This window comes from Vreelandella sulfidaeris, assembly GCF_042429665.1.
In the GTDB taxonomy this organism is placed as follows: Bacteria; Pseudomonadota; Gammaproteobacteria; order Pseudomonadales; family Halomonadaceae; genus Vreelandella.
In genome coordinates this window covers 102,574-123,770 of record NZ_JBHMAC010000002.1, presented here as the reverse complement: position 1 = coordinate 123,770, position 21,197 = coordinate 102,574, and the positions used below count along the sequence as shown (strand labels likewise).

General features: G+C 52.3%; 19 protein-coding genes and 4 tRNA genes. 5 read left to right on the top strand and 18 right to left on the bottom strand.

Going from position 1 to position 21,197, the window contains the following annotated elements; all coding sequences use genetic code 11:
- The first annotated feature begins 201 nt into the window (after positions 1-201).
- Positions 202-1,146 (top strand): D-2-hydroxyacid dehydrogenase, encoded by a 945-nt coding sequence (locus ACFFLD_RS00610; protein ID WP_386040478.1) that lies wholly within the window; start codon positions 202-204, stop codon positions 1,144-1,146.
- 28 nt (positions 1,147-1,174) lie between these two features.
- On the opposite strand, the gene ACFFLD_RS00605 is transcribed toward ACFFLD_RS00610, so the two are convergent.
- Positions 1,175-1,450 (bottom strand): acylphosphatase, encoded by a 276-nt coding sequence (locus tag ACFFLD_RS00605; RefSeq protein ID WP_386040476.1) that lies wholly within the window; start codon positions 1,448-1,450, stop codon positions 1,175-1,177.
- Between the two features lie 45 nt (positions 1,451-1,495).
- A complete protein-coding gene (locus ACFFLD_RS00600) occupies positions 1,496-2,395 on the bottom strand; it encodes a YihY/virulence factor BrkB family protein (RefSeq protein ID WP_386040473.1) in 900 nt (299 codons plus the stop codon).
- A 143-nt stretch (positions 2,396-2,538) separates the two neighbouring features.
- On the opposite strand from ACFFLD_RS00600, the gene ACFFLD_RS00595 reads away from it, so the two are divergent.
- The gene (locus ACFFLD_RS00595; protein ID WP_386040471.1) at positions 2,539-3,633 is read left to right on the top strand and encodes a bifunctional nicotinamide-nucleotide adenylyltransferase/Nudix hydroxylase; all 1,095 of its coding nucleotides are present in this window, start codon (positions 2,539-2,541) and stop codon (positions 3,631-3,633) included.
- A gap of 27 nt (positions 3,634-3,660) precedes the next feature.
- On the opposite strand, the gene ACFFLD_RS00590 is transcribed toward ACFFLD_RS00595, so the two are convergent.
- The 7 genes from ACFFLD_RS00590 to ACFFLD_RS00560 form a co-directional block, all read right to left on the bottom strand.
- Positions 3,661-4,578, bottom strand: coding sequence for a LysR substrate-binding domain-containing protein (locus tag ACFFLD_RS00590; RefSeq protein WP_386040469.1), 918 nt, complete (start codon positions 4,576-4,578; stop codon positions 3,661-3,663).
- A gap of 64 nt (positions 4,579-4,642) precedes the next feature.
- On the bottom strand, positions 4,643-6,061 hold the full coding sequence (gene cls / locus ACFFLD_RS00585; protein WP_386040466.1) for a cardiolipin synthase: 1,419 nt from the start codon (positions 6,059-6,061) through the stop codon (positions 4,643-4,645).
- A gap of 131 nt (positions 6,062-6,192) precedes the next feature.
- Entirely contained in the window at positions 6,193-7,698 is a 1,506-nt protein-coding gene (locus ACFFLD_RS00580; RefSeq protein WP_386040464.1) for a fumarate hydratase, read from the bottom strand.
- Between the two features lie 197 nt (positions 7,699-7,895).
- A complete protein-coding gene (nei, locus tag ACFFLD_RS00575; protein ID WP_386040462.1) occupies positions 7,896-8,726 on the bottom strand; it encodes an endonuclease VIII in 831 nt (276 codons plus the stop codon).
- 4 nt (positions 8,727-8,730) lie between these two features.
- Positions 8,731-10,755, bottom strand: coding sequence for an excinuclease ABC subunit UvrB (uvrB, locus tag ACFFLD_RS00570; RefSeq protein WP_386072409.1), 2,025 nt, complete (start codon positions 10,753-10,755; stop codon positions 8,731-8,733).
- Between the two features lie 23 nt (positions 10,756-10,778).
- Entirely contained in the window at positions 10,779-11,186 is a 408-nt protein-coding gene (locus ACFFLD_RS00565) for an OsmC family protein (RefSeq protein ID WP_386043820.1), read from the bottom strand.
- The gene (locus ACFFLD_RS00560) at positions 11,186-11,383 is read right to left on the bottom strand and encodes a hypothetical protein (RefSeq protein ID WP_386043818.1); all 198 of its coding nucleotides are present in this window, start codon (positions 11,381-11,383) and stop codon (positions 11,186-11,188) included. Before ACFFLD_RS00560 ends, ACFFLD_RS00565 begins: the two co-directional genes overlap by 1 nt.
- Positions 11,384-11,555: 172 nt before the next feature.
- Between ACFFLD_RS00560 and ygfZ the strand changes: the two genes are divergently transcribed.
- Positions 11,556-12,518 carry a CAF17-like 4Fe-4S cluster assembly/insertion protein YgfZ gene (ygfZ, locus tag ACFFLD_RS00555; protein WP_386043816.1) on the top strand — a complete coding sequence of 321 codons (963 nt, stop codon included), beginning with the start codon at positions 11,556-11,558 and terminating at the stop codon, positions 12,516-12,518.
- 79 nt (positions 12,519-12,597) lie between these two features.
- On the opposite strand, the gene ACFFLD_RS00550 is transcribed toward ygfZ, so the two are convergent.
- From ACFFLD_RS00550 to ACFFLD_RS00515, 8 genes are all read right to left on the bottom strand, one after another.
- Positions 12,598-13,365, bottom strand: coding sequence for a TatD family hydrolase (locus ACFFLD_RS00550; RefSeq protein WP_386043814.1), 768 nt, complete (start codon positions 13,363-13,365; stop codon positions 12,598-12,600).
- Positions 13,366-13,373: 8 nt separating this feature from the next.
- Positions 13,374-14,963, bottom strand: coding sequence for a peptide chain release factor 3 (locus ACFFLD_RS00545; RefSeq protein WP_386043812.1), 1,590 nt, complete (start codon positions 14,961-14,963; stop codon positions 13,374-13,376).
- 254 nt (positions 14,964-15,217) lie between these two features.
- A complete protein-coding gene (locus ACFFLD_RS00540) occupies positions 15,218-15,427 on the bottom strand; it encodes a putative motility protein (protein WP_386043810.1) in 210 nt (69 codons plus the stop codon).
- A gap of 128 nt (positions 15,428-15,555) precedes the next feature.
- The gene (locus ACFFLD_RS00535) at positions 15,556-16,797 is read right to left on the bottom strand and encodes an NAD(P)/FAD-dependent oxidoreductase (RefSeq protein ID WP_386043808.1); all 1,242 of its coding nucleotides are present in this window, start codon (positions 16,795-16,797) and stop codon (positions 15,556-15,558) included.
- A 719-nt stretch (positions 16,798-17,516) separates the two neighbouring features.
- Positions 17,517-17,591 (bottom strand) — tRNA-His (locus tag ACFFLD_RS00530).
- A 34-nt stretch (positions 17,592-17,625) separates the two neighbouring features.
- Positions 17,626-17,700: transfer RNA gene (locus ACFFLD_RS00525), tRNA-His, on the bottom strand.
- Between the two features lie 76 nt (positions 17,701-17,776).
- Positions 17,777-17,853 (bottom strand) — tRNA-Arg (locus ACFFLD_RS00520).
- Positions 17,854-17,942: 89 nt separating this feature from the next.
- A tRNA-Pro gene (locus ACFFLD_RS00515) sits at positions 17,943-18,019 on the bottom strand.
- A gap of 206 nt (positions 18,020-18,225) precedes the next feature.
- On the opposite strand from ACFFLD_RS00515, the gene folD reads away from it, so the two are divergent.
- Positions 18,226-19,098, top strand: coding sequence for a bifunctional methylenetetrahydrofolate dehydrogenase/methenyltetrahydrofolate cyclohydrolase FolD (folD, locus tag ACFFLD_RS00510; protein WP_386043806.1), 873 nt, complete (start codon positions 18,226-18,228; stop codon positions 19,096-19,098).
- A 39-nt stretch (positions 19,099-19,137) separates the two neighbouring features.
- A complete protein-coding gene (mtnN, locus tag ACFFLD_RS00505; protein ID WP_386043804.1) occupies positions 19,138-19,845 on the top strand; it encodes a 5'-methylthioadenosine/S-adenosylhomocysteine nucleosidase in 708 nt (235 codons plus the stop codon).
- 160 nt (positions 19,846-20,005) lie between these two features.
- On the opposite strand, the gene pyrC is transcribed toward mtnN, so the two are convergent.
- A complete protein-coding gene (pyrC, locus tag ACFFLD_RS00500; RefSeq protein WP_386043802.1) occupies positions 20,006-21,043 on the bottom strand; it encodes a dihydroorotase in 1,038 nt (345 codons plus the stop codon).
- Positions 21,044-21,197 lie beyond the last annotated feature (154 nt).

Here is a 21,197-nt window from a genome sequence, read left to right as displayed (position 1 = left end):
GGGCTTGGTTCTGGCAGACTCAGTGCTAGTTAACTCAGCGCTGCCACCATAATGGCGAACACACACGCTGCCAGGCTGCCAATATGTGGCCAGTCGGGGTAAATTCCAAGGCTGCGGTTGATAAAGCATCGCCATTATACCCTTTTGTTCCCCCTGCCGAGCAAGGTTATAAAACCTACGGCAACTTATGGAGAGAATAACATGCCTCATGCAGTGATACTGGATGCGCAAAGCCTTGGCCCTGAAATCGATTTAACGGCGATAAAAGAATCAGTCTCACAGTTGGAGGTTTTCGAACAAAGCACTACCCAGCAGGCGCTAGAGCGCTTGGCTGACGCCGATATTGCCATTGTTAACAAGGTGGTACTTGATGGCGATACGCTTCGCCAACTTCCTAAACTGAAGCTGATTTGCGTATTGGCTACAGGACTCAATAATATCGATACCAAGGCGGCTTCTGAGCAACAGATTGTGGTCAAAAACGTCAATGCTTACGGCACTGCCAGTGTTTCTCAACACACACTGATGTTGATGCTCTCGCTCGCCAATCGCCTGCCTCGTTATCAGCGTGATGTTGCAGCCGGAGAATGGCAGCGCAGCGATTTCTTCTGTTTGCAGGACTATCCAACATTACAGTTGTCTGGCAAAAACTTAGTGTTGGTTGGACAAGGCGAACTTGGCACTGAAGTGGCGCGACTGGCAGAAGCCTTTGGTATGCAGGTTCACTTTGCCGCCCGGCCTGGCAATGAGGCTAACGATCAGCGCCCTTCCCTCGACGAGCTGTTACCAGACGCCGACATTATCAGCTTCCATTGCCCCCTAAGCGATGACACTAAGCATTTAATGAACCGTCATCGCTTAGCTAACGCCAAGCCATCACTCCTGCTGGTTAACTGCGCACGCGGGGGCATCATTGATGAAGAGGCTGCCCTAGAGGCGCTGCGCAATGGCCAACTGGGTGGGCTAGCAGTCGACGTACTGCCTACCGAGCCGCCGCGAGACGGTCACCCCCTGCTCGACGCGCTTAGCGAAGGACTTAATTTACTCGTCACCCCGCATAACGCCTGGATAACCCCTGAAGCACGCCAGAATATTGTCAGCCTGACAGCTAACAATATTGGTGAATGGAAAAGCGCCAGAGAATAGAGCGGCCCCTTTAAGCCAAGAGGGCGTTCTAATAAGTGGCAAAGTGGCTTGGTGGGCGACAGTTATCCAACACATTGAGCTCAACGTGGGTGACCTGCGCGCCGTCTGGACCTTGCCATAGCCACTCACTTAACCGTTTGACCGCGTCGGGATGCCCACATAACAATACCTCGACGCGGCCATCGGGCAGGTTTTTAGCATGCCCGGTAATACCTTGTTGAAGGGCTTGTTCCTGGGTTGCACGGCGATAAAATACCCCCTGAACCTTCCCCGTCACTAGTGCACAGACACAACAGTCAGCCATACGTTGGCACTCCTTACTTTAGACAAACTGGCTCAAACGATGAGTTCAAACGAACTCGCGTTTGAAGAGCACAGCGCTATTGCGCGGAATTAGCTGGCGTCCCCGCCTCAATAGTAATGAACGTGTAAAAGCGGCCCCAAACAGCAGGATAAGCGAACTGTAGTAAACCCATAGTAAAATCATCACTACCGACCCGGCAGCGCCATAGGTAGAGGCTGTAGCGGTATAAGCAAGGTATATCGCGATCACGCTGCGGCCTATCGTGAATAGTACCGCGGTGACTACCGCACCAATCAATACATCCTGCCAGCGCAGCACTACATCGGGCAACACCTTAAAAATAGTCGCAAACAGCAAGGTAACGACACCCAGCGAGATCAGTGATTCAACCGTCGTGGTCAGCAAGCTTGCATAGGGCACCAGATTATCAGCCGCCTGAAGCATCCCCCTTACCACGACCCCCATTACTAGTGAGACCAGCAAGATAAATCCGATAGAAAGCACTACCGTTAGCGACAACAATCGATTCTTAATAAACATTAACGCGCTATTAGAGGTGGGCTTAGCGGTAACGCCCCAAATGGTATTAAGTGAAAACTGCATTTGCGCAAAAACGGTGGTGGCACCGACGATCAGCGCGCCGGCCCCCAGGAATGTCGGCAATAGTCCGGATTCCTCTATTCTCGATTGGGCAACGGCTTGTTCAATCGCAATGGCAGCGTCCATTCCTAGCGTTCCCTGCAGTTGCGCAACGATTTGCCCCTGAGCGGCTTCTTCGCCCATCACGACACCTATAACGGTTACCGCGATGATAATAGTGGGCGCCAATGAAAAAAGGGTATAAAACGCTAACGAACCTGCATAGCTGAAAGCATTACGCTCAAGCCACAGTGCCGTCGCGTCCTGCAGCACCTTCCACCAGAAATACATCGCGCGTTTAATCATAATCTATCCCTGTATAGTCATTAGCTGGGTATTTTTTTAAGCATTATCAATACGCTCTATTTCTAGCATACCTAACCACAGCGTTTAGCGCAGTTTTCTGGTACGTTGCATCTCTCTAACCGCGCATGAGAAAGGACGCTTGAATGGCAAACGACACGACGCGCCCCGGGAACGACTTCGACTTCGATTGTTTAGTGTTTATTGGTCGTTTCCAACCTCCCCATCTCGGTCATTTAGCCATTATACGTGAGGCACTGAAACGCGCTCGACAAGTGATCGTTCTGGTTGGCTCATCCTGGCAAGCGCGCTCGCTTCGCAATCCATGGCGATTTGACGAACGGCAAGCCATGCTACGGTCAGGTTTCGATGACCAAGACAATCAGCGTTTGGAAATCACCCCTTTACTTGATGCACTTTATAACGACGATGTTTGGGTGCGAGATGTTCAGCGCAAGGTTCGCGATCTGGCGACGCCCGCCAATGCTCGATTGCCCCGGATTGGCCTGATTGGAGCCAGTCGAGGCCAGTCAAGCTATTACTTGTCGCTCTTTCCCCAGTGGGAATCGGTCAGTGTAGCGCCGGTAGAGGGGATCTCGGCAAGCCAAATTCGTGAGCGATTGTTTCGCTCGCCTAGTTCGACGGAAGATTATCTGAGCACCGGGGCCTACCACGACCTGCCACCCGGCGTAGTAGAGGGCGTCAATACCTTTTGCCATACAGACGCCTACCAACGTCTGCTGGAGGAGCAGCAGTTACTGGACCAATATCGTCAGGCATGGTCCGAAGCCCCCTACCCGCCTATTTTTGTCACGGTTAATGCAGTCGTGGTGCAGTCGGGACATGTGCTGCTTGTTAAGCGCACCGCGGCCCCAGGGAAAGGGCTTTATACACTGCCAGGCGGATTCATAAATCCCCATGAGCGCTTGCTGGATGCCTGCTTGCGCGAGCTACGTGAGCGTATACGTTTAAAAGTCCCTGAACCGGTGCTTAAAGGCTCTATGCGGGGGCAACGGCTTTTTGATGAACCCCATCGTAGTTGGCGCGGGCGCACGTTGGCAGAGGCTTTTTATTTTGCACTTCGTCCCGACCAACAGCTGCCGCGCTTAAAGCCAGTGAAAGGGGGCGATCATGCGCGCTGGGTTGCCCTTGCCGACCTTGAGCCTGAAAGCCTATTCGAAGACCACTTTTTTATAATTCAAAATTTTCTAGGCCTCCCCGCCGATTTTAGCAGCAGTTAAGCCACTGATAGCGCGGCGCTTTTATCCTTAAGCCTGAAGAAAGTCGCGTGGCAATTTCATCATCTGCCGCCACAAGCGCTCGACTCCGGGCTTATGGACCATTGAGCAGCGGTATAAACGAATTTCCAGGGGGATATCCCAACTCTGATCCCCTGCTCTTACTAAACGACCACTCTTCAACTCTTCCCGAATACAAAAATCAGGTATCCATGCCACCCCCACACCCTGCAACACCATACCTTTTAACCCTTCGGCCATAGCGGTTTCATAAACGGTACGCAGCTTCATACGTAAGGGATCGTTTTTTAGCAACATCCGTACGCTACGCCCTAAGAAAGCACCCTGCGTATACGAGAGATAAGGGATAGAGCTGTCTTGTTGGAGTGAAAAGATCGGGTTCCCATCGGTATCTGGCAAAGAAACGGGCAGCATATTCACTTTGCCAATCGAAAACGAGGGAAATACTTCAGCATCCAACTGCATGGTGGCAAATGGATCGAAATAGGCAAGCATGAGATCGCAGTTACCCTCTCGAAGCACATGGATAGCCTCGCCAACATTCATGGCCACCAAGCGAGTGGGCAGTTCGCCCAATCCCTTCTGCAGGCGTGAAATCCATGGAGGATAGAAGCTCAACGCCAGTGAATGCGCCGCCACAATATCCAACGCTTCATTAGCGATAGAGAGTCCCCGCAAATGGCTAAGTGACTCGTTTAATTGCTCAACCAAGTTACGCGCAGTGACTAAAAACAGCTGCCCTTCTGGGGTTAAGCCCACAGGCGTGGTAGAGCGATCCACTAAAATAACATCTACGGCTTGTTCCAACGCCCGGATGCGTCGGCTAAACGCTGGCTGCGTTACATGTCGTTGGCGGGCAGAGGCGGAAAAGCTACGCGTATTGGCTAGCGCGACAAAATCCTCAAGCCATTTTGTTTCAAGATTCACCCCACCACTCCTTGTTTCACCCGTTGTGCACGCATACCAACTCCCTTATTTACGCTGACTTCATTTATTGCACTGGTGCCATTAAATAAGCAGCACGCGAAACGACCTTCATCCACATTGAGCGCTGGTTGATTTCATCGATGGTCACGCGTCGACACTGTGCAAAATCATTTTCCAACATTGCTTCCACATTGGCAGCCACCTCCTGGCTTGGCATAAACGCTGTGATTTCAAAGTTTAAGCGAAATGAGCGATTATCCAGATTCACAGTGCCTACGGTTGCGGCTTGATCATCTATCAAGATTACCTTCTGATGTAAAAAACCAGGAAGATAACGGTATATTTTTACACCCGCTCTCAGCATATCTGGTAAAAAAGAGAACGCTGATAAAAATACCAATAGGTGATCGGGTCGTTCCGGGATCATCACCCTGACATCCACGCCCCGCATGGCCGCTAGCCTTAAAGCGTCCTGCACTCCCTGGTCGGGCACAAAATAAGGGCTGGTGACCCATAACCTATGCTTGGCACTATGTATTACCTGCTGCACCAATAAACCAGCAGTGTCCTGTCGATCCGCTGGGCCAGAAGGCACAATGACCACGTGATGGTCAGCTGAGGCTGATGTATGCGGTGTCCAGTGAAGGCTAATAACCTCATTGGTCGCCCAATGCCAATCTTCCCAAAAGGCCTCCTGTAACCCCAGCACGCTGGGCCCTTCGAGCTTTAAATGGGTATCGCGCCAAGCACCATGGCGTGGGTCCTCGCCCAGGTATTCGACCCCTACATTAAAACCACCCACCCAGCCCTCTTTGCCATCGACGACCGATACTTTACGGTGATTACGAAAGTTAAGCTGAAAGCGATGTTTAAAGCCCCGAGACGAACGAAATGGGGTTACTGCCACCCCATCACTGATCAATTCATTGAAGTAGCGATCGCCTAACTTGCGACTCCCTACTTCATCGTAGAGAAAATAGACTCGTACACCGCGCTGGGCAGCTTTCTTTAAATGTTCTTTAAGGCGTTGCCCAAGGGAATCGCTGCGCACAATAAAAAACTGCATGAGCACGTACTCTTCAGCACGGTCTATGCCGTCAAAAAGACTCTCAAATGTGGCTAAGCCATCAATGAGCAGCGTTGCCTGATTACCTTGCGTTAACGGCATCATGGCAAGCTGCTCGACTGCCTTGATGTCTGCATTGCTTGAGGGGGCCACGTGCGGCTGTACATTGACTCGGTAGCGCAGCCAGACGCGCCTCAATACGCTGTCACGTTGACCTCTTGCCGACACATAGCCATAAAATCGCGGACGTCCAAAAAACCAGTAGGCGGGAAGTGCAACATAGGGAAAGGTCAGCAGCGATATAATCCACGCAACGGCACCTTGGGAGGTACGGCTGGACATCAGCGCCATAATCGCTGACACAATACCCAGTAGGTGGATTAATAAAAGACTGGTTCCGATCAACCAGGAGGTCATAGCTGCTTCCTTATAAAACAAGAGCCTCGCCGACAGCGAGGCCCTGTTCATTAGCCTTGTTTATTAGCTCTACTTATTAGACCTGTTTGTAAGCCCTATGCGTTAAAGCCTAATCAATCTTACCATTCCCGTTACGCTGACTGGGCAATAATCTCTTTCCACTTGGCAGGACCGGTCTGATGCACGGAGGTTCCCTGGCTATCGACGGCCACAGTGACCGGCATATCCTCTACCTCAAATTCATAGATGGCTTCCATTCCAAGGTCTTCAAATCCCACTACCCGCGATTTTTTAATCGCTTGTGCGACCAGATAAGCAGAGCCACCGACCGCCATTAAGTAGACCGCCTCGTTGTCACGAATGGCATCAATGGCTGCTTGACCGCGCTCCGCCTTACCCACCATGCCCAACAGGCCGGTTTCTTCCAACATGGTGCGGGTAAACTTATCCATCCTTGTCGCGGTGGTGGGTCCTGCTGGCCCAACGACTTCATCACCAATGGGATCAACAGGGCCAACGTAGTAAATAAAGCGCCCTTTCATATCGACAGGCAAAGGCTCGCCTTTCGCCAGCATATCGACCATCCGTTTATGCGCAGCGTCACGACCGGTCAATAACTTACCGTTTAACAGCAGCGTGTCACCTGGCTGCCATGTTTTGACCTCAGCAGGTGTTACCGTATCAAGATCAACCCGCTTGACGTTATCGCCTGCTTCACGGGTAATTTCTGGCCAGTCTTCCAGCTTGGGCGGGTCAAGCACCGCGGGGCCAGAACCATCCAGGGTAAAGTGAGCATGCCGAGTGGCCGCGCAATTGGGAATAATCGCCACCGGTTTATTGGCCGCATGGGTGGGATAATCTTTTACTTTAATATCCAGCACGGTGGTTAAACCGCCTAGCCCCTGAGCGCCAATGCCGCTCTTATTGACCTTATCAAACAACTCAAGGCGTATTTCTTCAGCGCGATTACTAGGGCCGCGGGCCTGTAAATCCTGAATATCGATAGGATCCAGCAGTGCCTCTTTGGCAATCATCATGGCTTTTTCAGCGGTGCCGCCAATGCCAATGCCCAGCATACCGGGTGGGCACCAGCCTGCGCCCATCTTCGGCAGCTGCTCCATTACCCAATCCACTACGCTATCGGAAGGATTGAGCATGGCAAACTTGGATTTTGCTTCACTACCACCGCCCTTCGCGGCCACGTGAATATCAACACGGTCACCGGGTACAATCGAGTGATGGATAATCGCTGGCGTATTGTCTTTGGTATTGGCGCGTTTGCCGTCTGGATCCGCCAGCACCGATGCCCGAAGAACATTATCAGGAAGCAGATAAGCACGCCGAACGCCTTCGTTGACCATCTCGTCGAGGCTCATGTCGGCTTCCCAGGTCACGTTCATCCCCACATGAACGAACACGGTAACGATACCTGTATCCTGGCAAATCGGTCGATGCCCGGTGGCACACATACGCGAGTTAATCAAAATCTGGGCGATAGCATCTTTAGCTGCCGGGTTCTCTTCACGCTCGTAAGCGGCCGCCATCGCATCAATAAAATCTTTCGGGTGATAATAAGAGATGTACTGCAGTGCATCGGCAACGCTTTGAATAACGTCGTCCTGGCGAATCACGGTCATGAACTAACTGCTCCTAGGTTATCGTCTAGTCAGCGGCCTTCTTTCGCATTGGCAAAAGTGCCGTCTTAGCATAAAGCAAGTATAACGTATTGCCCTTTTCACGGCAGCACCTGGCTAGCGTTATCTAACTGTTAGGGCTTAATGTTATATTTTTATCAGCACGCAAGATAACGGTATAAATATTATGAGCGATAACCTTATGAGGTCAGTGAAGGTTGGCAAACCAAGCACCGATACAACCTTCTCCCACTCACCATCGCGCGCTCTACCAGCGCCCCACAGCGATGACATTCAAGCCCTGCGCGGTCAAATACCGCAAATCGCCACTGCCTACGCGGCTCGCCCGCTGCCTTGGCTTCTTCAATCCAGACATCACGATTAGTGACACCCGCGTTATGGTAAGCGCAGTGAGTCGTTTCAATGATGCAGTGAGCCAACACGCGCAACTGGGCGTGGGTTAAATCCACCGGGCGAGCATCGGCAGGAAGCTGAGCAAAAAACAGTATTTCTGAGCGTAGATAATTACCCAGTCCTGCCACCAACCCTTGATCGAGCAGCAAAGTCCCTAATCTGCGCTTGTGAAACCTATTGAGCATTAAGCGTTGGTAAACGTCCTCGGCAGTCACGTCGTGGCTCAATAAATCAGGCCCCAGGCGTGACAGGAACGGGTGTTGTGCAAGGTGTTCTTCTTGCCAGAGAGAAATATCGGAGGCGCTGTAGAGGCTGGCACAGCGCCCTTCTGCCCCCAAGCGAACGCGCAATACACGTGAGGTGGCAGGCGGCTGGTCGTCACGATGCAGCTTCCACACCCCGTAGAGCTGATTATGCGAGTAAAGCACACGCTGGTCGGCAAAGCGGATCAACATCGCTTTGCCCCAGGTATCCACTCGCGTTACCTGGATACCGATAAGCGAGGTGGCTTGATCAGCAAGGGCTGGAAAAGCAAACCAGGCGTAATCGATCACCCGCCCACCTATTTGCTGCTGAATGCGATCCGCAGCGCGTCGAATCTCTGGGCCTTCCGGCATACCGTTAGCCCAGTGCCAGCTGTTTTTCTTTCATCTGATGAAGCTGATCACGAAGCCTGGCGGCCTCTTCAAACTCAAGATTTTGCGCCGCTTCAAACATGGCATCTTCAAGTTTACTGATGGCGCCCAGCAGATCTTGTTTGCTCATAGAAGCCACATCATACTCAGCGCTGCTTTCCGCCACTTTACGCTCGCTGCCACGACGACGGCTGCTCTTCTTGCCGGGCGCTTGTGCGGCTTCAAGAATATCGGCTACAGAACGCGTTACGGTCGTAGGAGTTATGCCATGCTCTTCGTTATGCGCTTGCTGTTTGGCCCGCCGACGTTCGGTTTCATCCATGGCTTTGCGCATCGAGTCGGTAATCCGATCACCGTACAGAATCGCTTTGCCGTGAGCATTACGAGCAGCACGCCCGATGGTTTGTATCAACGAGCGCTCGGCGCGCAGGAACCCTTCTTTATCCGCGTCCAGAATGGCGACCAGCGAGACCTCAGGAATATCCAGACCTTCTCGCAACAGGTTAATCCCCACCAACACGTCAAATTTACCCAAGCGTAAATCTCGAATGATCTCAACCCGCTCGACGGTATCAATATCGGAGTGAAGATAGCGTACCCGGATTCCGTGCTCATCGAAGTATTCGGTCAGATCCTCGGCCATCCGCTTGGTCAGCGTGGTCACCAGAACCCGCTCACCCACCGCGGTGCGCAGGCCAATCTCGGAAAGCAGATCGTCTACCTGTGTGCTGGCTGGGCGCACCTCGATTTCAGGATCGAGTAGTCCCGTCGGGCGCACTACCTGCTCCACGGTTTGGCTGGCGTGTTCACCTTCATAACGACCGGGAGTGGCTGAAACAAAGATCGTCTGCGGTGAAATCGCCTCCCACTCTTCGAACTTCATTGGCCGGTTATCCAGCGCAGAAGGTAACCGGAAGCCATACTCCACCAGGGTTTCTTTACGCGAGCGATCGCCCTTATACATCCCGCCTACCTGAGGCACACTGACGTGGGACTCATCGATAAACAGCAGGGCATCATCGGGTAAGTAATCGAAAAACGTCGGTGGCGCCTCGCCGGGTGCACGTCCTGAGAGGTAACGGGAGTAGTTTTCGATACCGTTACAGTAGCCAAGCTCCAGCATCATCTCTATATCGTACAGCGTACGCTGCTCCAGGCGTTGCGCCTCCACTAGTCGTTCATGCTTACGCATCCATTCCAGGCGTTCTTTCAACTCTCCTTTAATCGCATCAATCGCCCCCAAGATGGTTTCTCGCGGCGTCACGTAGTGCGATTTAGGATAGATAGTCATGCGCGGCACTTCCCCATGGACAGCGCCGGTCAAAGGGTCAAACAGCCGTATCGTGTCTATTTCGCTATCAAATAGCTCCACACGTACCGCCTCCTCATCAGAGTCGGCGGGGAAAATATCGATGACATCGCCACGGACCCGATACGTACCGCGACGGAAATCCATATCGTTACGGGTGTATTGAAGCTCTGCCAACCGACGTAGAAAGGCACGCTGGTCGATCAGTTCACCGCGGGTGAAATGTAGCCGCATCTTTAGATATTGATCGGGGTCGCCCAAACCGTAAATGGCCGACACGGATACCACGATAAGCGCATCCCGGCGCTCCAGTAACGCCTTGGTCGCCGACAGGCGCATTTGTTCAATATGGTCGTTGATCGAGGCATCTTTCTCGATGAAAGTGTCCGACGAAGGGACGTAGGCTTCAGGCTGATAATAATCGTAGTAGGAAACGAAGTACTCGACGGCGTTATCGGGAAAGAATGACTTGAACTCGCCGTAAAGCTGGGCGGCCAGGGTTTTATTCGGCGCCATCACAATGGTGGGCCGCTGTTGCTGCTCGACCACATTAGCCATGGTGAACGTTTTACCCGACCCGGTTACCCCGAGTAGGGTTTGATGCGCAAGCCCTGATTCCAGGCCGGAGATTAGCCCCTTGATGGCATTCGGCTGATCACCAGCAGGCTGAAATTTAGACTGCAATCGAAAGGCTTTGCTCATCAGTACTCCAAAGAGAAGATAAATTAAACAAGACGCGTAGTAATCTCGACCGTGGCTTCCGTCATTAGCCGCTGTATAGGGCAACGATGACTAATCTCTTCAAGCCTGGCCCGCTGCTCAGGATCGTCGATACCGAGCAGCGTGAGGTGAACGTCTAACCTGTAAAGCCCCTTTCGCTCCTGGCTGTCATCACGCTGTACGGTGACGACAATACCTTCAAGTGGCCACTCCTTACGCTTGGCGTACATTTGCACCGTAATGGCTTTGCACGTCCCGAGTGCAATGTCGAAGTAGTCATGAGGGTCTGGTGCGCTGCCGTCGCCACCGACGGCCTTCGGCACATCAGCATAGACGCTTTCCAGACCACTGACCTCGACGCGCTGCCTAAAGACACGATTACGTTCACTGATAACGCTGATCGGTATGTGCATTAAGATACCTTGATGCCTAGTTTGAGCTTTTCAATCGCGTTTATCAGCATTTCGCGCTTCGCCCGGCCCTCTACGTCGGCTCCGTGGCGCCCCACCTCAGCACTGTCAACGCCATCGAGCATCATAAGCGCTGTGGTGATTTTATTGACCTGTTCGACTGTTTTAACACCTTGAAATGTTAATGACTGCTGCGCCATAGCATTACCCTACTGGTTGAGCTGTGCAAACCTCATACAAGAGAACGAGTCTAGCATGCTACTAGTGCCTTGCAATTAACCTCCGTTGCCCGCACCTAGAGACTCACTACGCATGTTATTTTAGGCATGCTCTTTTATTTACCTCCCATCATCACGATCATCAGGAGTTCTTATGGCGACCGTTACCTCTCCCACTTCCGTCCCTGGCAGCGTCCGCCTTACTCACTTAGCCGCCCTGGATGTGAAAGGTGCGGACGCTGAGAAGTTTCTTCAAGGCCAAACTAGCGCTCAAGTGAGCTTGGCGAACGGTCGTTTTGCCCCGCTGACCTGTTTTTGCACCCCTAAGGGACGGATGTTGGCCAATGCGCAATTGCTACGCCTGGGCGATGATCATTTTAGGCTGCTACTTAGCCATACCTTGCTAGACAGCGTCGCCAGCCATTTAAAAAAATTCGCTGCGTTTTACCGCGCTGAACTGATACCACTTCCAGAGCTTACCTTTATTGGCGTCCGTGATAACGACCATGCGCTTGCTGACAAGCTATCGCTGGCGTTCCCGGAATCGGTCAATACCCAGGTCCACAACGAGCATGCCTGCGTTCTACGTTACCCAGGTGAACGTCGCTGGTTGGTCTGTTTAGAACGCGACGATCAAGCGTTATCGATTGACGATAGCGATGACGGCCGCAACGCCTGGCAACTGGATGATATTCGCAACGGCTTAGCGTGGCTTACCGATGCTCAGCAGGATCACTTCCTGCCTCAAATGCTTAACTGGGAAGCGCTTGGCGGTATTAGCTTTAAAAAAGGCTGCTATACGGGCCAAGAAGTGGTCGCTCGGGCGCATTTTCGCGGACAGGTTAAAAAACGCCTGATGCGGGCTGGTGTGGAAACCCACATATTGCCTGACATAGGCGCCACGGTTGTTAACAGCGATAATAAACCGCTGGGTGAGGTCGTCTCCAGTGCCGTTGCTGGCCCTGAGAGCGCTGAGTTACTCATCGTCATGAACACGAAGGTGGCAGAAGAGGCTATCGCTGTATTTCTTGATGAGCAGCCGCTTCATCTACTCGAACTGCCCTACGCGATAGAGCGCGTTGATCCCGAGCAAATGGCCGTTAGTCTGAATACATAAGACCTTGATACACAGACCTTAATACATAGGCCTAAATACGTAGGCCTGAATACATACGTATAGATAGTAGAAAATCTCTCTAAACCGATGGGAGGCCAAACAGTGCCGCGGCAGTGGCGCTGCTTTGTGCCGCCACTTGTTCGAAGGTTTGCCCACGAAGAGATGCCACTACGCTGCACACTTCCGCTACGCGTTGTGGCTCGTTACGTTTCCCCTGATAGCCACTTAACGGCATATCGGGGCTATCGGTTTCCAATACGAAAGCATCGTCGGGAAGTGCCTCCACCGTTCTTCGTAACCGCTGCGCTCGCTCATAGGTCACCGCGCCGCCCAAGCCTAGCTTGAAACCCAACTCAAGAAACGCCGTTGCCTGCTCTATTGACCCCGAAAAGGCGTGAATGAGCCCTGCCTTTGGCAACTGCAACTGACGAAGCCGTTTAACTACCTTGTCGTTGGCGTGAACGCAGTGCACCACTACCGGCAATGAGTGCTGCTTTGCAAGCTTCAGTTGAGCGTCAAAATAATCCCACTGCTCATCCAGCGTGTCTTTAAAGCGCCCATCAATGCCGCATTCACCTACGGCCACCACCTCGGGATGCTCACCAAGCAATTGATCAAGTGCATCAATATCGGCGGATTGATGCTGCTCGATAAAGTAAGGGTGCAAGCCCAGGCAGGACCAAACATTGTCTCGCTCAGCTAGCGCCAGCACCTGTTGCCAGCTTGCCTTTGTGGTGCCAGGCACCACAAAGCGCTCGACACCCTCTGCCTTTGCGGCTGCAAATACCGCCTGACGATCGTCTTCGAACTGATCAAAGTCGAGATGGCAGTGGGCATCCGTCAGCATGGTGGCTCCTAGTGCTCGCGGGTAGGTTGGAAACGAATATCCGGCCAGCGCTCCTGCGTCATCTGTAAGTTAACCCGGGTTGGCGCAATATAGGTAAGATAGCCACCCCCATCGATCGCCAGGTTAGCGCTGGCCTTGCGCTTAAACTCTTCCAGTTTCTTGTTATCTTCAGAGTAGACCCAGCGCGCCGTTTGTACATTGACGCCTTCATATAAGCAGTCAACTTTATACTCTTCTTTAAGCCGGTGAGCGACCACGTCAAACTGCAGGGTACCGACAGCGCCAAGAATCAGGTCATTATTATCCATTGGCATAAAGACCTGGGTAGCACCCTCTTCGGAAAGCTGCTGTAGCCCCTTCTGGAGCGCCTTCATCTTGAGCGGGTCTTTAAGCCGAACACGTTTAAACAGTTCGGGGGCAAAGTGAGGTATGCCGGTAAAGCGCATGTCCTCTCCCACGGTAAACGTATCGCCGATCTGGATGGTGCCATGGTTATGCAGGCCGATAATATCACCGGGCCAGGCTTCTTCCACTTGGGAACGATCAGACGCCATGAAGGTTAACGCATCGGCAATTTTAACGTCCTTGCCAATACGCACGTGACGCATCTTCATGTTTTTTTCGTACTTACCCGAGCAGACCCGTAAAAAAGCGATTCTGTCGCGGTGGTTAGGGTCCATATTGGCCTGAATCTTAAACACAAAGCCGGTAAAGCGTTCATCCTCGGCAGTCACCACCCGCGTATCCGTTTCATGGTCCTGGGGTGGCGGAGCGTACTCAACAAAACCGTCAAGCATCTCGCGTACGCCAAAATTACCCATCGCGGTACCGAAATAAACCGGCGAAAGCTCACCACGGCGATAAGCGTCCAGATCAAACTCATGCGAGGCGCCTCGCACCAGCTCCACTTCCATGCGTAGCTCTTCAGCCTGCTCCTCGCCTAAAACGGAATCGACTTCAGGGCTATCCAGGCCTTCAATGCGCTTGTCTTCAGGAATCCGGCTTCCCTGCCCCTGGGTGTAGAGGTGAATAACATCATTATAGAGGTGGTAAACCCCTTTGAAGTGACGCCCCATGCCAATGGGCCAGGTCATCGGTGCACACTGGATATTGAGCACCGTTTCCACTTCATCCATCACCTCGATGGGGTCACGGATATCGCGATCCATCTTGTTAATGAACGTCAGGATCGGCGTGGTCCGCAGGCGGCACACTTCCATCAACTTGATGGTGCGATCCTCAACCCCTTTGGCGCCATCAATGACCATCAAGGCAGAATCAACCGCTGTCAGCGTCCGGTAGGTATCCTCGGAGAAGTCTTCGTGACCCGGCGTATCAAGCAGGTTCACGATGCGCCCCCCATAAGGGAACTGCATCACAGAGGTCGTCACAGAAATACCCCGTTCCTGCTCCATTTTCATCCAGTCCGACGTGGCATGGCGATCGTTACGCTTACTCTTCACCGACCCCGCCAACTGAATGGCATTCCCAAACAGCAGCATCTTTTCGGTGATGGTGGTTTTACCGGCGTCGGGGTGGGAGATAATAGCAAACGTCCTGCGAAGATCTGCTTCACGGGCTAGTTGAGTGTCTTTCATTGTGCCTCTTCGACTGTGGGGTCACAGCCCTGCGCAGCATTAGCCTCGCGCCGGGCGTTGAGCAAGTTCCATTGCGCTAATTGTAACGCTTTGAAGCTACTGTTGTCGCGGGTGGCATGACGACTAAGGCCCCGGCATTCGAGCAAAAAAAACGCTGACAGTGTCAGCGTTGGTAGCACGAGGCGGCTCAATGGAACCGCGATCGAAACTATAGATGATATTCAGACGATGACTAACATCAAGACTGTATATCTCTAGGCGAAGGTATTTACTTGAGTACCTACGCTTCCTTCTTTGGCCAAGTCCGGCTGTGAACCGCTATCGGCAGACGCCATGATTTCAGTTACTTGATCAGCCTGAATATCCAAGGCTTGTTTAAATACCTGCATCTGAGCCTGCTCGGCCGTTTGCGCCTGGTTCATGTAGAGCGAGGCGCTTACTGCACTGCTGATACCTACGTCCATATCTCCACCTCATGGCGAACAACTGTCATTACAAACTAGCAAAGTACTAGTTCATGCGCAAAACTATCGTACTAATTAATGATAGCCAAGCACTTAATTTACTTAGTCAGATCACCAAACTTTCTGAATTAAAATCTATCGGCACGAAACGGAGCCATATCGATGGCGGTGGGCGTGCCCTCAATCATGTCAGTAAGCAGCTGCCCCGTGGCTGGGCCAAGCGTAAACCCCTGATGGCCATGACCAAAGGCAAGCCACAGCCCTGGATGACGCGGCGCAGGCCCAATCACCGGCTTCATATCGGGCAAGCAAGGCCGTGCCCCCTTCCAAGGAGCGTCATCCCGGTGCTCACCAAGCGGAAACACGCTCCGCGCCGCTTTTTCGGCAGCACTAAGCTGGTTTACATCGGCAGGGGCATCAAGCTGGTCAAGCTCAGCCCCTGTGGTCAGCCGAATACCGGCGTTCATCGGCGCCAGCAGATACCCGACCTCGGCGTCCATCACCCAAAAATTAAGCTTAGCTTCTCCCTGGGATGAGTAGTGCATGTGATAGCCACGCTTCACAAAGGTGGGGAAACGGTAGCCGAGCTCTTTAAGCCACTTTCCTGCCCAGGGGCCTAGCGCCACCACGACGCTGTCTACCTCTAACGTTTCCGTCTCTGTCCTGACCTGCCAGCGACGATTCACTTGCTGAACAGAGCGAATATCGGCCTGCAAGATTCGACCACCGTCATCGTTAAACGCTTGGGCGTAAGCCGCTACCAATGCCCCTGGATCAGCGACCGTCCAAGGATCTAGCCAGTGAATCGCGCCAATAATGGTGTCACTGATCGCAGGCTCTTTGGCTGCCAGCGCCGCGCGATCCAATACTTCAAACTGAACACCATAAAGTTGGCGCGCCTCTTCAGCTTCTTTTATACGGGCAGCTAACTTATGGGGAGTACGATAAAGTTCGAGCCACCCCTGACGACGCACCAAGTGCTCTGCTCCAGCGGCATCAATCATCGGCCCATGCGTTTTTAACGATAGCTGAATCAATGAGGCGTATTCAGGCACGATATGCTGGTAATTCTTGGGCGCTGAATTCAGCCAGTAACGCAATAATGGAGAAGCAGCACTAAACATGCCCGCCGCACGATAACGGATATCGACCCGCCGATTGGGCAACACGCTTAATAGTGTTTTGACATCGCGTGGAAAGGGATAAGGGCGGACGGCTTCGCGTTGAATAATGCCTGCATTACCAAACGACGTTTCTCGGCCAGGTTGAAGCCGGTCTATCAGGGTGACCTCATGCCCACGCTGACGCAGATGCCAAGCGATACTGACGCCCACCATACCCGCTCCCAACACTACCGTTTGACGCGTCATTTGCTTACCCCCGCTTACCCATTGATAGTCAAGATTGATTTATAACAACCTCTTGAAAAATATCACCAAAATAAGGGCAATAACATAGTGTAAAACGCTATTTATATGCCTAAAAACAGCAATATAATTCTTCAAACCTCAAAAAAAGGGCGACATCACTATTAGCGTCTCAACCGGCGCCCTGAAGGCTTTTAGCGCCGGTCAGTAATAACGAAGCTTGCTGTTCGACAAGGTCCTGGCACTCAAAAACCATGCTAAAAATTGCAGCGCAAAGCGATAATGTGCGTCTATGGTCGCCATTACATGCACCATGCACACCATCGATAGCGTCATCAACAACGTAGCGCACGCGCACCATGGCGTCAGTATTTTTTAAAAAACCTGTATAGCATCATGCGTGGGGAGCGCATTCATGATGCAAGCAGGCTACGAGAAATTAAAAGGACCGCTGAACATACCAGAACTGACGCTAGGCCATCAGCTCGACACCTGAGGATTGCTGTTAGTAAGGATCTTTATTTGCTAAGCGAGAATCACGCATTAATGCAGCAACGTAACGCGTAAAAGTAATGCCATGCTGGTCATTGGCAACGGGGTTACTAATAAGCGAAAGAGTAATAAGAAATGACAAATTAAATAAGCAAAACAGATAAGAGAGATAGTATAAAAAGCGAGGGAAAACGAGAGGAGTAATGAGAGGAAAGTTTAATGCGGGGTAATGGGGTGGATGATGGGACTTGAACCCACGACCACCGGAGTCACAATCCGGGGCTCTACCACTGAGCTACACCCACCACAACCTAAAACTGGAAACGCAAATATTGTCACTGGGGTGGATGATGGGATTTGAACCCACGACCACCGGAGTCACAATCCGGGGCTCTACCCCTGAGCTACACCCACCATAGACAATCTTACGTATACACGAGCATTGCGTGCTTACAACGTGTTTCCAACTGGCTATAACCACTAAAATAGATGGCACGCCCAGCAGGAATCGAACCCGCAACCTACGGCTTAGAAGGCCGTTGCTCTATCCGGTTGAGCTATGGGCGCACATAGAGCATTCAGAAGTAACGAATACCGATGAGCACTAGACCACAACCAAAGCTTGGAGAAGCTAACAGCTATCTTTCACGTTAGTGTGGTCGGGATGGAGGGATTCGAACCCCCGACATCCTGCTCCCAAAGCAGGCGCGCTACCAGACTGCGCTACATCCCGATTTATCACCCTAGACGCTTGCCGCATGGCCCGTCTCAAGCGAGGCATATATTACTATTTTTAATTTTAAAGTCAACCATTAATGTGATGAAGAGTTAAGGCGCTTTGCCTGGATGCCCTAGCGTGCGAAAATTGCCGCCTTTCAAGCGCTGCTCGCCGGGCGCTTTGTAGACTTGGCCTTTTAACGTCCACAGGGATTTACATACATGACCGCCCAACTAATCGATGGCAAAGCCATCGCCGCTACTGTCCGCCAACAGGTTGCTGAAAAGATCGCCGCTCGACGTCAAGCAGGCGGACGAGCACCAGGACTAGCCGTGGTTGTGGTCGGGGACGATCCCGCCTCTCATGTTTATATCAATAATAAGCACCGCGCCTGCGAACAGGCAGGCATCATTTCGGTTCAGCATGCCCTGCCGGAAACCACATCACAGCACGAACTAGAGGCGTTGGTGGATCAGCTCAACAGTGACCCAACGATAGATGGCATCCTGGTTCAGCTGCCTCTTCCCAAACATCTCGATGCTGATCCCATCTTGGAACGTATTCTTCCAGACAAAGATGTAGACGGCTTTCATCCTTACAATATTGGCCGTTTAGCACAGCGTATGCCTGCCTTGCGCCCCTGTACCCCTAAAGGAATCATGACCCTACTGGCTCAGAGCAATATCGAGTTACGCGGGTTGGACGCCACCGTGGTGGGCGCATCCAATATCGTTGGTCGCCCCATGGCGCTGGAACTGATGTTAGCGGGCTGCACAACAACCGTTTGCCACCGTTTTACTCAACAGCTTAAAGATCACGTGAGCCGCGCCGACATTTTAGTAGTGGCGGTAGGTAAACCGGGGATCGTGGATGGGGAATGGATTAAGCCTGGCGCCATCGTGATTGATGTAGGCATTAATCGACAGGAGGATGGCACCTTGACGGGGGATCTGGATTTTGACACCGCCTCCCAACGTGCAAGCTTTATCACCCCTGTACCGGGAGGCGTCGGCCCGATGACCGTAGCCACATTGTTGGAAAACACCCTGGAAGCGGCTGAGCACCACGATCGCGCCCTGCTGGATCGCGCTTAACTCAATTCTTTATCTGTTATAATTCAGGAGCATAGCGTAGTGAAACGTATCGGTATTATTGGCGCAATGGCGCAGGAAGTGAAGATTCTGGTGAGTCAGTTAGACGAAGCCCAGCGCTATGAGCATGCAGGCTTCGTTTTTCATACCGGCACCCGCTATGGACTTGAAGTGATCGTGCTTCAGTCAGGCATCGGCAAAGTCAACGCTGCGGTGGGCACCGCCATATTATTAGAGCGCCATCAGCCTGATGCCATTATCAACACCGGCTCTGCCGGTGGGTTTGCGACTGACCTGGCAATTGGTGATGTGATTATTTCCGACGAAGTGCGCCATCACGACGTTGACGCCGTGGTATTTGGCTATGAAATGGGCCAGGTACCGGGCATGCCCGCCGCCTATGCCGCTGACACAGCGCTACGCGACATCGCCCGTAAGGCGATCACCTCGCTGGGTGAAGTACAGGTGCGTGAAGGGTTGATCACCACCGGTGACGCCTTTATGGCGGACCCTGTCAGAGTGGAGACGACCCGGTCACAGTTTCCAACCATGCTGGCTGTCGAGATGGAGGGCGCCGCCATTGCCCAAACCTGCTATCTCTATCAGTGCCCTTTTGTGGTGATTCGAGCGCTCTCCGATATCCCCGGTAGTGGAGACAACCATCTTTCCTTTGATGAGTTTCTAGAAGTCGCTGCCGATCACTCGTCACGCATGGTCGACGAAATGCTAAAACAGCTTGGCGAGAAGTAGTCGCGTCACTCTGATTTCATAAGCTAAGCTTTCATAAGCTAATCTTTGATGAACTGAGCTTCCAAGAACTAATTTTTCACAAACTGAGCTTTCATAAAAAAAGCCATCGGCGAATACTCACCGATGGCTGACAGACACTGCCCCTACCCCATTGCTAATGCTATTTTTTCATCGCCCAGCCAAGTGATTCACCCGCCAGCAAAGGCACAATTACCGCTCCCTGAGCGTAGGGAAAGCTTTCGGGCAACGTCCACTCACGACGCTCAAGCGTAATGGTGTCTTCGTTAGGCGCAAGACCGTAAAACCGCGGACCGTTGAGACTGGCAAACGCTTCCAGCTTGTCCAGGGCGTCCCTTTCCTCGAAAGCGGTAGCGTAAAGCTCAATCGCCGCCGGCGCGGTATAGGCGCCGGCACAGCCACAGCTTGATTCTTTAGCCCCTTGCGAATGGGGCGCGCTATCAGTGCCCAAGAAGAATTTATGACTACCGCTAGTGGCCGCATTTAATAACGCCTGACGATGTTGCTCACGCTTTAAAATAGGCAAACAGTAATAGTGTGGCCGTATGCCCCCGACCAACATTTTATTGCGATTAAACAGAAGGTGATGAGCCGTTATCGTCGCCGCCACGTTATCGGGCGCCTGGGCAACAAACTCTGCTGCCTGCTGTGTGGTGATATGTTCGAACACGACTTTCAGGGTGGGATGACGCGCCAGCAGCGGCTTTAACACCTTGTCGATAAACACCGCTTCGCGATCAAAGATGTCGATCGCTGGGTCAGTCACTTCACCGTGCATCAATAGCGGCATACCTACTTTCGCCATGGTCGCAATAGTAGCGTCACAGCGGGCGAGATCGGTCACCCCGGAGTCAGAATTGGTAGTCGCTCCCGCAGGATACAGCTTAACCGCCTTCACAATGCCACTCTGTGCGGCACGCTCTATCTCTTCTGGGGGCGTGGTATCGGTAAGATACAGCACCATTAAGGGTTCAAAAGCGCTGTGTGCTGGCAACGCATCCAAAATTCGCTGACGATACTCAAGCGCCATTGCGGTTGTGGTAACCGGTGGCGTGAGGTTAGGCATGATGATAGCCCGCCCCATCTGAGCGGCGGTATGACCGACCACCGCTTTCAGCGCCTCATCATCACGTAAATGAAGATGCCAATCATCAGGGCGAGTCAATGTTACGGTGTCCACGGCATATCCTGTAGTAAAGTTAAATCGGGTATAAAAACGGTCCGCATAGTATACGCCTTTGCATAATCAGATAAATCCGCTATGCAAGCCACCACAGTATTGACCAAGTGTCGTATCATGGCGGCTCGTTTCATTATCATGTTGTCTTAGTAAG